The organism is Citrobacter sp. CF971, assembly GCF_006385635.1.
Taxonomy (GTDB): Bacteria; Pseudomonadota; Gammaproteobacteria; order Enterobacterales; family Enterobacteriaceae; genus Citrobacter; species Citrobacter freundii.
Genome location: NZ_CP041051.1, coordinates 874,972 through 887,886, shown reverse-complemented (window position 1 = coordinate 887,886; position 12,915 = coordinate 874,972). Strand labels below are relative to the sequence as shown.

General features: G+C 53.8%; 14 protein-coding genes. 5 read left to right on the top strand and 9 right to left on the bottom strand.

The annotated features are described in order from the left end of the window. Positions 1-26: 26 nt before the first annotated feature. The 5 genes from surA to apaH are packed head-to-tail and all read left to right on the top strand — an operon-like array spanning position 27 to position 4,358. Positions 27-1,313 (top strand): peptidylprolyl isomerase SurA, encoded by a 1,287-nt coding sequence (gene surA, locus E6P06_RS07735; RefSeq protein ID WP_003018860.1) that lies wholly within the window; start codon positions 27-29, stop codon positions 1,311-1,313. Next, positions 1,313-2,305 carry a 4-hydroxythreonine-4-phosphate dehydrogenase PdxA gene (pdxA, locus tag E6P06_RS07730; RefSeq protein WP_044712955.1) on the top strand — a complete coding sequence of 331 codons (993 nt, stop codon included), beginning with the start codon at positions 1,313-1,315 and terminating at the stop codon, positions 2,303-2,305. The genes surA and pdxA overlap by 1 nt, the downstream gene beginning before the upstream one ends. Continuing rightward, positions 2,298-3,119, top strand: coding sequence for a 16S rRNA (adenine(1518)-N(6)/adenine(1519)-N(6))-dimethyltransferase RsmA (rsmA, locus tag E6P06_RS07725; RefSeq protein WP_003018865.1), 822 nt, complete (start codon positions 2,298-2,300; stop codon positions 3,117-3,119). The genes pdxA and rsmA overlap by 8 nt, the downstream gene beginning before the upstream one ends. A 2-nt stretch (positions 3,120-3,121) precedes the next feature. Beyond that, the gene (gene apaG, locus E6P06_RS07720) at positions 3,122-3,499 is read left to right on the top strand and encodes a Co2+/Mg2+ efflux protein ApaG (protein ID WP_003018867.1); all 378 of its coding nucleotides are present in this window, start codon (positions 3,122-3,124) and stop codon (positions 3,497-3,499) included. A 10-nt stretch (positions 3,500-3,509) separates the two neighbouring features. Further along, positions 3,510-4,358 carry a bis(5'-nucleosyl)-tetraphosphatase (symmetrical) ApaH gene (apaH, locus tag E6P06_RS07715; protein ID WP_003018869.1) on the top strand — a complete coding sequence of 283 codons (849 nt, stop codon included), beginning with the start codon at positions 3,510-3,512 and terminating at the stop codon, positions 4,356-4,358. A 96-nt stretch (positions 4,359-4,454) separates the two neighbouring features. On the opposite strand, the gene folA is transcribed toward apaH, so the two are convergent. From folA to E6P06_RS07670, 9 genes are all read right to left on the bottom strand, one after another. Next, on the bottom strand, positions 4,455-4,934 hold the full coding sequence (folA, locus tag E6P06_RS07710) for a type 3 dihydrofolate reductase (protein ID WP_003018873.1): 480 nt from the start codon (positions 4,932-4,934) through the stop codon (positions 4,455-4,457). A 198-nt stretch (positions 4,935-5,132) separates the two neighbouring features. Beyond that, complete coding sequence (gene kefC / locus E6P06_RS07705; RefSeq protein ID WP_003018875.1) at positions 5,133-6,995, bottom strand: glutathione-regulated potassium-efflux system protein KefC; 1,863 nt, start codon at positions 6,993-6,995, stop codon at positions 5,133-5,135. Continuing rightward, a complete protein-coding gene (gene kefF / locus E6P06_RS07700) occupies positions 6,988-7,518 on the bottom strand; it encodes a glutathione-regulated potassium-efflux system oxidoreductase KefF (protein ID WP_003018878.1) in 531 nt (176 codons plus the stop codon). The genes kefC and kefF overlap by 8 nt, the downstream gene beginning before the upstream one ends. Positions 7,519-7,621: 103 nt before the next feature. After that, positions 7,622-7,855, bottom strand: coding sequence for a YgdI/YgdR family lipoprotein (locus tag E6P06_RS07695; protein ID WP_003018880.1), 234 nt, complete (start codon positions 7,853-7,855; stop codon positions 7,622-7,624). A 91-nt stretch (positions 7,856-7,946) separates the two neighbouring features. Next, the gene (locus tag E6P06_RS07690) at positions 7,947-9,290 is read right to left on the bottom strand and encodes an MFS transporter (RefSeq protein ID WP_003845694.1); all 1,344 of its coding nucleotides are present in this window, start codon (positions 9,288-9,290) and stop codon (positions 7,947-7,949) included. A gap of 146 nt (positions 9,291-9,436) precedes the next feature. Continuing rightward, positions 9,437-9,724: a ferredoxin-like protein FixX gene (fixX, locus tag E6P06_RS07685; protein ID WP_003837369.1), complete on the bottom strand. Its 288-nt coding sequence runs from the start codon at positions 9,722-9,724 to the stop codon at positions 9,437-9,439. After that, positions 9,721-11,007: an FAD-dependent oxidoreductase gene (locus E6P06_RS07680; RefSeq protein ID WP_003018887.1), complete on the bottom strand. Its 1,287-nt coding sequence runs from the start codon at positions 11,005-11,007 to the stop codon at positions 9,721-9,723. Before E6P06_RS07680 ends, fixX begins: the two co-directional genes overlap by 4 nt. Positions 11,008-11,055: 48 nt before the next feature. After that, a complete protein-coding gene (locus E6P06_RS07675; protein WP_003837367.1) occupies positions 11,056-11,997 on the bottom strand; it encodes an electron transfer flavoprotein subunit alpha/FixB family protein in 942 nt (313 codons plus the stop codon). 15 nt (positions 11,998-12,012) lie between these two features. Then, positions 12,013-12,783 carry an electron transfer flavoprotein FixA gene (locus E6P06_RS07670; protein WP_046670918.1) on the bottom strand — a complete coding sequence of 257 codons (771 nt, stop codon included), beginning with the start codon at positions 12,781-12,783 and terminating at the stop codon, positions 12,013-12,015. Positions 12,784-12,915: the final 132 nt, after the last annotated feature.

Sequence of the window (12,915 nt, the reverse complement as noted above, 5' to 3'; positions counted from 1 at the left end):
TCGCGGTTAATTGAAATGGAAAAAGTATGAAGAACTGGAAAACGCTGCTTCTCGGTATCGCCATGATCGCGAATACCAGTTTCGCTGCCCCACAGGTAGTCGATAAAGTCGCAGCCGTCGTCAATAACGGCGTCGTTCTCGAAAGCGACGTCGATGGCTTAATGCAGTCAGTAAAACTTAATGCGGGTCAGGCTGGTCAGCAGTTACCGGACGACGCCACGCTGCGTCATCAGATCCTGGAACGTTTGATCATGGATCAAATCCTCCTGCAAATGGGTCAGAAGATGGGTGTTAAAATCTCTGACGAGCAGTTGGATCAGGCTATTGCCAACATCGCCAAGCAGAACAACATGACGCTGGATCAGATGCGCAGTCGTTTGGCACAGGATGGTTTAAGCTATTCGACCTATCGTAGCCAGATCCGCAAAGAGATGACCATCTCTGAAGTGCGTAACAACGAAGTTCGCCGTCGCGTCACCATCCTGCCTCAGGAAGTGGATGCCCTGGCGCAACAGGTAGGCAACCAAAACGATGCCAGCACCGAACTGAACCTGAGCCACATTCTGATCCCATTACCGGAAAACCCAACTTCCGACCAGGTTAACGCGGCTGAAAGCCAGGCGCGCTCTGTTGTTGATGAAGCGCGTAACGGTAGTGATTTTGGCAAACTGGCTATTACTTATTCCGCTGACCAGCAGGCGCTGAAAGGCGGCCAGATGGGTTGGGGACGTATTCAGGAGCTGCCGGGTATCTTCGCCCAGGCGTTAAGCACTGCGAAAAAAGGCGATATCATCGGCCCAATTCGTTCAGGTGTCGGCTTCCACATCCTGAAAGTCAATGATATGCGTGGCCAAAGCCAGAGCATCTCCGTGACTGAAGTTCACGCCCGCCATATTCTGCTTAAGCCGTCGCCGATCATGACCGATCAGCAGGCGCGTCTGAAGCTGGAACAAATCGCGGCAGATATTAAGAGCGGTAAAACGACCTTCGCGGCAGCCGCTAAAGAGTTTTCTCAGGATCCAGGCTCTGCCAACCAGGGCGGCGATCTGGGTTGGGCTGCAGCGGATATTTTCGACCCAGCTTTCCGCGATGCGCTGACCAAACTTCATAAAGGCCAGATGAGCGCCCCGGTGCACTCCTCTTTCGGTTGGCATCTGATCGAACTGCTGGACACGCGGAACGTTGATAAAACTGACGCGGCGCAGAAAGACAGAGCTTACCGCATGCTGATGAACCGTAAATTCTCGGAAGAAGCAGCAACCTGGATGCAGGAACAGCGCGCCAGCGCTTACGTTAAAGTTCTGAGCAACTAATGGCTCGTACTCAACGCGTTGTTATCACTCCCGGCGAACCCGCCGGGATTGGCCCGGACCTGGTGGTTCAGCTCGCCCAGCGCGATTGGCCTGTAGAACTCGTTGTCTGTGCAGATGCAGGACTTCTCCGTGACCGGGCAGCAATGCTCGGTTTACCGCTTTCACTCCTCCCCTACTCTCCAGATACCCCAGCCAGACCGCAATCAGCAGGCACATTGACGCTGTTACCGGTTGCGCTGCGGGCACCTGCTGTCGCGGGTCAGTTGGCGGTAGAAAACGGGCAATATGTAGTGGATACGCTGGCTCGCGCCTGCGATGGTTGTCTGCAAGGTGAGTTTGCGGCGCTGATCACCGGTCCGGTTCACAAGGGCGTAATCAATGACGCAGGCGTTCCGTTTACCGGGCATACCGAGTTTTTTGAAGAGCGCTCACAGGCAAAGAAAGTTGTTATGATGCTGGCGACCGAAGAGCTGCGCGTTGCCCTGGCAACCACGCATTTGCCGCTCAGAGCCGTTGCCGACGCCATCACGCCCGCCCTGCTCCAGGAAGTGATCGGCATTTTGCATCATGATTTACGCACCAAGTTCGGCATTGCCGATCCACATATTCTGGTGTGCGGTCTTAATCCGCATGCTGGTGAAGGCGGTCATATGGGAACGGAAGAGATAGACACCCTCATTCCGGTACTCGATGAACTGCGTGCGCAGGGGATGAAATTAAACGGCCCGCTGCCCGCAGATACGCTTTTTCAGCCCAAATATCTCGACCACGCGGATGCCGTGCTGGCAATGTACCACGATCAGGGTCTCCCCGTGCTAAAATACCAGGGATTTGGTCGCGGTGTGAATATCACGCTGGGCCTGCCCTTTATTCGCACATCCGTCGATCACGGCACCGCACTAGAACTCGCGGGCCATGGACAAGCAGATGTCGGCAGTTTTATTACGGCGCTTAATCTCGCCATCAAAATGATTGTTAATACTAATGAATAATCGAGTCCATCAGGGCCATTTAGCCCGTAAACGTTTCGGGCAGAACTTCCTCAACGATCAGTTTGTGATCGAAAGTATTGTCTCTGCTATCAACCCGCAGAAAGGTCAGGCTATGGTCGAAATCGGCCCAGGCCTGGCGGCATTGACCGAACCAGTAGGCGAACGTCTGGACAAGCTCACGGTCATTGAACTGGACCGCGATCTGGCAGCACGCTTACAGACACACCCGTTTTTAGGGCCTAAGCTGACGATTTATCAGCAAGATGCCATGACCATGAACTTCGGCGAACTGGCACAAACGATGGGTCAGCCGCTGCGCGTATTCGGCAACCTGCCGTACAACATCTCCACGCCACTCATGTTCCATCTTTTTTCCTATACTGATGCCATTGCCGACATGCATTTCATGTTGCAAAAAGAGGTGGTCAATCGTCTGGTTGCAGGGCCAAACAGTAAAGCGTATGGTCGATTAAGCGTCATGGCGCAGTATTACTGCAATGTGATCCCGGTACTTGAAGTACCGCCTTCCGCATTTACGCCAGCGCCTAAAGTTGATTCAGCTGTTGTGCGTCTGGTCCCTCACGCGACGATGCCGTACCCGGTTAAAGATGTTCGTGTGCTGAGCCGTATTACCACCGAAGCGTTTAATCAGCGCCGTAAAACGGTACGTAACAGTCTCGGCAACCTATTTAGCGTTGAAGTACTGACAGAGCTGGGCGTTGATCCGGCGATGCGAGCGGAAAATATCTCTGTCGCGCAATACTGCCGGATGGCTAACTATCTGTCAGAAAACGCGCCATCGAAGGAGAGTTAAACATGATCAATTCGCCCCGAGTGTGCATTCAGGTACAAAGCGTCTACATTGAGGCGCAATCCTCACCTGATGATGAACGTTACGTTTTTGCTTACACCGTAACTATCCGCAATTTGGGGCGAGCGCCTGTGCAGCTGTTGGGGCGTTATTGGTTAATCACTAATGGTCATGGCCGCGAAACAGAAGTCCAGGGTGAAGGCGTGGTTGGCGTCCAGCCCCATATCGAACCCGGCGAAGAGTACCAGTACACCAGCGGTGCGGTGATTGAAACACCGCTGGGCACCATGCAGGGTCACTACGAAATGATCGATGAACAAGGCATCGCCTTTACCATCGACATTCCCGTATTCCGACTCGCCGTTCCAACACTCATTCATTAAAACAATAACTATGGCGACATACCTTATTGGCGACGTTCACGGTTGTTACGATGAACTGGTAGCCTTGCTGCATCAGGTAGACTTTAATTCCAAAAAAGACACCCTATGGCTCACCGGCGATCTGGTCGCTCGTGGGCCGGGCTCGCTGGACGTTTTGCGCTACGTGAAATCACTGGGCGACAGCGTGCGGTTAGTATTGGGTAATCACGATTTACACCTGCTGGCCGTATTTGCTGGTATCAGTCGTAATAAACCTAAAGACAGGGTCACATCGCTGCTCGAAGCACCGGATGCCGACGAATTACTTAACTGGCTCCGCCGTCAACCGCTGTTGCAGGTAGACGAAGAGAAGAAGCTGGTGATGGCGCATGCCGGTATCACCCCACAGTGGGACCTGCAGACGGCAAAAGACTGTGCTCGCGATGTTGAAGCCGTGTTGTCGAGCGACTCATATCCCTTCTTCCTTGATGCAATGTACGGCGACATGCCCAATAACTGGACCCCGGAACTGACCGGGCTGGCACGCCTGCGTTTTATTACCAACGCCTTTACCCGCATGCGTTACTGCTTCCCCAACGGTCAACTGGATATGTACAGCAAAGAGTCACCAGAAGACGCACCTGCCCCGCTGAAGCCATGGTTTGCCATTCCTGGACCTGTCAGTGAAGCGTACAGCATTGCATTCGGGCACTGGGCATCGCTGGAAGGCAAAGGCACACCAGAAGGTATTTACGCGCTGGATACGGGGTGTTGCTGGGGAGGCGATCTCACCTGTCTGCGCTGGGAAGACAAACAGTACTTTGTGCAGCCATCAAATCGCCATCTGAATCTGGATCCTGGCGAAGCGGTCAACGCCTGAGAGATTTATGCCTGATGGCGCTATGCTTATCAGGCCTACATCTGGCACAAGAGTAGGCCGGATAAGGCGTTTCGCCGCCATCCGGCACTTACAGGATTAACGACGCTCCAGAATCTCGAAGCAGTAGCTGTGAGAGTTTTGCGCGTCGGCATCGTGGAATTCACTGAACACCGACTCCCAGTCATCCGGTTCGTAGTCCGGGAAATGCGTATCCCCTTCGACTTCAGCATCAATGTGCGTCAGATACAGCTTCTGCGCTTTTGGCAGGAACTGCTCATACACGCGCCCACCGCCAATCACCATAATCTCTGGTTCATCACCGCAGGCCGCAATGGCTTCATCAACAGACTTCACCCACTGCACACGATCGTCAGTGCCAGGCTTGCTGCTGATGACGATATTTTTACGCCCAGGTAACGGTCGCCCGATGGATTCCCAGGTGTGGCGTCCCATGACAACCGGCTTGTTTAAGGTATTACGTTTAAACCAGGCGAGATCGGCAGGGAGGTTCCACGGCATGGCGTTCTCCATACCGATGACGCGATCTACCGCTAACGCCGCAATCAGACTGATCATTGAATATTTCCCGGATACAAAAAAATTGTCGCCACTATACGGAAAGCGCAATCTTTCGTCGACTGGCAGAAAGAGGATGAACAGGAAAATTTTCCGTTCTGCTGGCGAACCGACCTATTTAAGGTGGTACGCCAGCATTACAGTAGTTCAAAAACAGCCAATTAGCAGTAAAGTTTGCAGAACATCACATTTTTTACCCTATGCTGACGGTTTCACTTCCGGCTCATCGGCGACGTCGCCCGTATGCTTACCTTCATCCGTGCCTTGCCAGCCATGGCGTTGAATTAACGATAAGTGCTGACGATCTTCCGCAATAATTTCACTCAGCATTGCGCTGGTGCGTTTATAAACGGCCGCGCGGGAAGTCGCGTCATTTTCCCCTTTCACCATCTCCTCTACCATCATGGTATTGAATCGGCGGAATACGTCCGCCCGCTCACGTGCCTCATAGCGCCCAAGCCCGAGCCCCTCCAACGCCAGACGTCCGGTCTTCAGTGCACCTTCAAAGGTTTCGCGTTCCGGCATATCCACGCCCGCCTGGCGCAGGCGGATGTAATGATCCACATCGCGCGCACGAGCAATAATTTGCAGATGCGGGAAATGCTCTTTCACCATTTCGGTTAACTGCAGGCTGGTTTGCGGATCGTCAATGGCATTAATAATGACTTCAGCTTTCGCCGCCCCGGCAGATTCCAGCAGATCCATCCGGGTCGCATCGCCATAGAAAACCTTCATCCCGAATTTACGCAGCGTTTCGATATGGTCCGGGTCATGATCAAGAACCACCATTTTGACCCCACTCGACAACAACAGACGACCGGTTATCTGGCCAAATCGCCCAAATCCAGCGATGATCACCCGCGGTTGCTCCTCATCGATTTCATCGGCTTCCCGCTCTTCCGAAGTCGCCGATTTTTCCAGACGCGTCAAAATCACCAGCAAAATCGGCGTAGCCGCCATCGACAACGCCACCGCCAGCGTCAGCGATTTCGCCCAGTCAGGATCGAGCACATTTGCCATTTGCGCCGCACCAAACACCACAAAGGCAAACTCACTGCCCTGCCCTAACAATACGGCAAACCAGCGACGCTGCTTGTTCGGCACCTGCAACGGTTTCGCTATCAACCACAGCATGACGGTTTTGATAACCAAGAAACCAACCAGCAGAATGATAATGCGCAAAGGATTATCAATCAGCGTACCAAAGTCGATAGACATCCCCACGCCAATGAAAAACAGTCCCAGCAGCAATCCTTTAAATGGCTCAATGTCGCTTTCCAGCGCGTGGCGATACTCAGAGCTCGCCAGCAGCACCCCGGCCAGGAAGGCCCCCATCGCCATCGACAGGCCAACCTCTTCCAGGAGCAGACCGAAGCCAAACACGAGGAACAGCGCAACGGCACTGAATACTTCCCGCAGGCCCGAACGCGCAACAAAACGCAAGGCCGGACGTGTGACATAACGCCCCAATACCACCACCAATACCAGTGCGCCCGCTACCTTCAGGGCTGACAATGCAAACGCCCCAAGCGTAGTCGATGCGCCGCTCGCCGCCAGTAACGGGATCATCGCCACCAATGGAATAGCGGCGATATCCTGGAACAGCAGCACGGCAAACGCGCTGCGGCCCATTTGCGAAACCATCAGGTTGCGTTCATTCATTGCCTGCATAGCGATAGCCGTTGAGGAAAGCGCCAGCGTCATGCCGATCAGTTCCGCTACCTGCCAGCGCAGGCCAAGGAACATACAGAACAAACCAATTAAGCCGCCGCAAACCACCATCTGTAGCGCACCGCCGCCGAACACCGATGCCCGCAATTTCCACAAACGTTGCGGATCCAGCTCCAGGCCGATGACAAACAGCATCAGCACCACGCCGATCTCCGCAAAATGCAGGATGGATTCGGCGTCCGTCACCAGCCTCAGACCCCAGGGTCCGATAATGCATCCGGCGATGAGATACCCCAGTACCGACCCTAATCCCAGCCGTACGGCGATGGGTACAATCAGCGCCGCCGATCCGAGATAAATCAGCGCCTGTATCAGCGTATGGCTATCCATGGTGTGCCTCCTGCCATTCCATCAGACGCTGTTTGTAGTGACGCGCCTGCGCTTGCAGCGTTTCATCATCACAGATAAACGTACAGTGCATCGCAAACGGCGGCAGCCATTTGAGGCCGCAATAGAGCGCTGTTGCCTGTAAAGGCTGAGAAAGCACATCAAATCCGGGATGGGAGCCAATATCGAAGTGGTTTTCACCGCCGCCGGTCGTCACCGCCCACAGCAGTTGTTTACCGTGCAGCGCAGTACCGCCATGGCCATACGCCCAGCCGTGCGAAAGGACTTTATCCATCCACAGCTTGAGCAATGGAGGTGTGCTGTACCACTGCATCGGATGCTGCCAGATGATCAAATCAGCACGCGCCAGCGCATCCTGTTCAGCGGCAATATCGATATTGAAGTCGGGGTAAAGCTGGTAGAGCGAGCGTATCTCCACGCCCTCCAGCGTCCTTGCCTGTTCAAGCATCCGCTTATTCGCATGCGAATGTTGCGGATAGGGATGCGCATAAATGATGAGAATCATGATTAGCCTGTGTCACTGCATTATTGTAATAACAGTGAGTTTAGTCACTTAATCCACAGGCTAACAGTCAATATTATTGAGTGGCTGAATGGAGAAAACTGAACTAGTTGTCCAGTTCGCTCATATCCTTAACCTGATCGCGGTTAATCTGTTCCGTCTTACCCGTCTGAGCATTTTTGTACGACACCAGACCAGTATCATCATCAACCTGCGGTTTGCCGTCAGTGACGATTGTTTTGCCATCGGTGGTTTTAACCGCCTGGTTTGAGGAACAACCGGCCACGGTAAACAGTGCTGCTGCGGTAAAAATTGAGGTGATCAGGATATGTTTTTGCATGGTGTTCTCCCTGCTTTTCAGTTGTTTTCAGTGATATACCCAGTTAACTGTAGGCTAACTGACTGAGTTGCAGGGAAAATACAGAACACTCCTAATAGCCCGCCCTGGTCACGGGCTTACTGCGAATCGTCATTTGACTGGTTTGCGCCAGCGTCAGACCTCGCGTTTCCGGGGCGAAAGCGATGGACACAAGCAGGCCAATCAGCGAAATTCCTGCGCCCATCAGCATGACATTGCTGATACCGTATTTGGTGATGAATACCGGCAGCGCCCAGGTTGAAACAATAGTACCGATGCGGCTTAAGGACATAATCACCCCGACGGCAGACGCGCGAATGTCGGTAGGGAACAGTTCGTTTGGGTATAGCCACTGCAGGTTTCCCGGTCCCCCCGAGAAAAACGCGTACACGGCAAACGCCAGCACCACCAGCCACGCCCCCATATCAGGAATTAACCCCAGTACAGCCAGCGCCAGCGTCATCATAATAAAACTGCCAATCAACAGCGGTCGGCGACCCGCGCTATTGAGCCAGAACATGGGCGGAATGCACCCCAGCATAAAGCACAGGCTTATCACCACATTGCCCAACGCGGCGCTTTTCCCGGCACCAAGCCCCAACAGTCCAACAATCTGCGGACCAAAGGTATAAATGGCGAACATCGGGATCACCTGACAGGTCCAGATAGCGGCAACAAACAGGACAAACGGGAAATGACGGCGGTTAAACAGCTGGAGAAAACGCGTCTCCTGCGGCGCCTCTTCGTCGAACACCACCGGTTCGCCGAACAGTTTGATCATCATCGCTTCACACTCTTTCACCCGACCTTTACGCAGCAGCCAGCGCGGCGATTCAGGAAGATCGAAGCGCCCAATCAGGATCAAAATACAGGGGATCACCGCGCTGCCCAGCATCCAGCGCCATCCTCCCTCAACATCATAAAGCCAGTAACCGACCAGATCGGCACAGGTGGCGCCGACATACCACATCGCGGCGATAAAACCGATGGAGAAAGCGCGCTGGCGGGTATTGGAGAACTCGGTAATCATCGAGGTAGCAATCGGATAATCGGCACCAATCACAATGCCGATCAGCACGCGCATCACCAACAGCTCAACGGGCGAGGAAACAAACATGGTTGCTGCCGATATCACGCCAATGGCGATAATATCGATGATGAACATTTTGCGCCGCCCGACCTTATCGGAAATGTAGCCAAACAGCGACGTCCCCACAAACAGACCGGCGAGCGTGCCGGCGCCCAGCAGACCAATCCACTGTGCGTCCAGTTTCAATGCTGGCGTGAGCTGTTCCAGCGCTACGCCAATCATCACCAGCACATAACCATCCAGAAATGGCCCACCGCTTCCCCACAGCATTATCCGGCGGTGAATAGAGGTAAATTTGATGTCATCAAAGTTCCTGGGCTGCTGCATAGCGACTTCCTGTTTCAACACGGGCAAAGCGTCATCTATAGGCCGGATAAGGCGTTTACGCCCCCATCCGGCACTGGCGTCACATGATTGCCGGATAAGACGCTAGCACGTCTTATCCGGCCTACGGGTGCACAACCTCGTACTTATTAACCGTAGCGAAACTCCACGCCAAATGTCCCACGCGGGTATTCCCACTTTTCCAGCGCTGTATCGAGCCCGAGAATGCGGCACGTTCCGCACTCCAGACATCCGGCATAATCAAACCGTACGCTGCCGTCGTCCTGCTTTTTATACAGCCCCGCTGGACAGGCCTTAATCAGCACTGCCAGCGCCTGTTTATCAGGATCGGTTTTGAGAATGATATGTGGGCTGTCTTCATCGACATTGAACTTATTGACGCCCAGTTTGACGTCCACATTGACGGGAGATGTCATAATACGGTCACTCCTTTCAGGCCATCTTTCATCAGGTTGATGAAGCCCACTTTCTTCGCATGGCGCAGGATTTTTTTACGCATTGGCACCGGGGCGGAACCATCTACGGTGAACAGGTCGCGTGCGATACTGACCGCCATTTCGGGATAGGCGGTAAACATGCGCGGGTTATCAAGAAAAGCAGGAAGCTTCTGGTACATACGCATATCGCGCATCGGGCCATCGTCCAGATGCTGACGGTATTCACCCAGCGACTGCTTGCTAAAGTCGTCGCGCTTCATCGCTGAAAGCACCGTTTTCGCCGCCGCTTCGCCTGCGGAAATGGCGAGATCCATACCGCGAATGGTAAAGCCGAGGTTCATACACATTCCGGCAGCGTCACCGGCAATCAGCACACCGTCCCCCACCAGTTCAGGTTGCATATTCATACCGGCTTCAGGTACGACGTGCGCGGCATATTCCACCAGCTTGCCACCGGCGATCAGTGGGGCAACCGCCGGATGCTGTTTGAAATCTTCCAGCATTTGCGGGACCGATTTTTTCGCGTCTTTCAGGTGATGAAGGCCGCAGACCAGCCCCAGAGAAAGGGTTGTTTCATTCGTATAGAGAAAGCCACCGCCCATCAACCCATCGGTTGGCGATCCGGCAAACAGGCAGGCTGCACCTTCGTTCCCCTGTAACTGGAAACGATCTTCAATTACCGATTTTGGCAGTTCGATCAGCTCTTTTACGCCGACGGCAACATGCGATGCCTCGACGCGCTTTGCCATACCCAGCTTTTCAGCCAGCAGAGAATTCACCCCGTCGGCGAGGATCACCACTTTGGCTTCCAGAATATCGCCGTCGGCTTCCACGCCCACGACTTTACCCTCGCGCTGCACAACGTTATCCACACGAATACCGGTGATGAGCTGGGCGCCCGCCTCCTCGGCCTGCTCCATCAGCCAGGCGTCAAATTTGCTACGTAAGACGGAATAAGAAACCTGCGACGATGCGGCCTCTTCACCATTGCAATAGTCGATGGTCATCGCCCCTTTGTCGGTCATAAAGGCGAGCTTTTCGTGGGTGATTATGCGTTCAATGGGGGCCTGCTCAGCAAAACCGGGAATGATGCGCTCCAGGCTATGCGCATACATGCGCCCACCGGTGACATTCTTCGCGCCAGCAGAATTGCCGCGCTCGATAACCAGCACCTGTGCACCTTCCCGAGCCAGCACCAGCGCCGCAACCGAACCAGCCAGACCTGCACCCACGATGATGGCATCAAAGATATCTTCGGACATACGTACTCCTGTCAGCGGCAGGATACCTTCGCATCCTGCCCGAATGGTTTAACGCGCTAAGGCAGCCGTCAGCGCAGGCAGGATCTTCAGCGCATCGCCAACGATGCCATAATCTGCATACTGGAAAATCGGCGCATTTTTGTCTTTGTTGATGGCGAAAATCGTCTGTGCGCCGTTGGCACCGACCATATGTTGGATCTGCCCGGAGATCCCCACGGCCAGATACAGTTCAGGCTTAAGCATCAGGTTGGAGATGCCGACGTAGCGTTCATGCTCCATCCACTTCTCGTTTTCCGCCACCGGACGGGAACAGGCCAACTCAGCGCCAATCGTCTGGCACAGCGCTTCTGCCAGCGAGATATTTTCTTTGCTACCGATACCGCGTCCCACGCTGACCACCAGACGGGCTTTGTCGAGATCGACGCTGTTGCTCTGACGCGCCTGAGTTGCCGTACGGGTCACGACAATGGCCGGAGCCTGCCACTGTACGGTATGCATCTCGCCGCTGCGGGTGGTATCCGGTTGCTGCGCGTCAAACGTTCCGCTACTGAGAGTGATCACGGCAAACGGTGAAGCGATTGTTTCTGCTCCCATCGCCAGGCCACCGTAGACCATATGTTTGACCGCCGCTATTCCATCCTGCACCGCGACTGCGCTGGCGTCATTTGAGACTGCAGCCGACAAGCGAAAGCCCAGCTTTGCCGCTAACAGCTTGCCCCGACGTGTATTCGGCAGCAGCACCGCGCCGCCCTCGCTGTGCTGACGAATGGTCTGAGCCATCACATCGGCGTAGTCTTCAACCATACGGTCTTCTGGTTTGCCGCTGAGCAGCCAGACATGATCCGCGCCTAAATGACATGCCGTTGCGCTGTCCGCATCGCTGAGCACAAACGTGTTAACTTTTTCACCTAAAGCCTGCGCACCATTCATCAGTTCCGGCAGACGAGAAGGGGTATCGCTGAATACCCAGATACTGGAAAATTTGTTCATAACATCCCCTGATAATTAAATGATTTTGCGAAGATTCTCGACAAACGCGGCAATCTGTTCTTCACCGTCACCTTCAATTACAACGCGCTGACGCTCGCGCTGTTTCGGCGCAGCAACCTGCTGTGCGGAATACGCCTGCACGCTGTTCAGCCCAATGTCTGCAGGTGACCAAACCTGAACCGGTTTTTTCGCCGCACCAAGAATGGCTTTCATGGAAGGGATTTGAGGGGTGTTGATGTCAGTAGAGACCGCGATAACCGCCGGAAGCGGGATACTCAGGGTTTCAACTTCATCTTCCAGTTCACGCTCTACCGTCAGAGTGCTGTCGGTAAGAGAGAGGATTTTGCTCACGCCGTTTATCGCCGGCACGTCCAGCATTTCGCCCACCAGCAGACCAACCTGCTGAGCATAAAGATCGGAAGAACCGTCGCCGCAAATAAGCAGATCAAAACCGGATTTTTGCACGGCGGCAGCCAGCGCAGTGGCAGTTTGTTGCGGCAGCGCCTGTTCAAATTGCTCGTCAATGACAACAATCAGTTCATCAGGGCCACGGGAAAGCACATCTTTGCGCCCTTTTGCATTGGTCAGCGCTTTGCCGCCGACGCTCATGGCCACAACCTGAGCCTCTCCCACCTGCTGTTTTAACTGGCAAGCCGCTTCGATCGCATTCAGATCATATTGGCTGATTTTGCCATCTGCTTTGCTGAAATCGAGTGTTCCATCAGCATTATTAATCGCAATATCCTGCTCATCAGGTACGCATTTGTAGCAAGTAATTATCTTCATTGCATCTCCAGAAATCATGAAGGAAACGTATTTATATCGGCGGTGTTAAATACAGATATCACGCTCTTTAATTCGGAAATAAAACCTTAATCACCAATATTGAAAATGTCACACATTGAAATTCGTAACTTT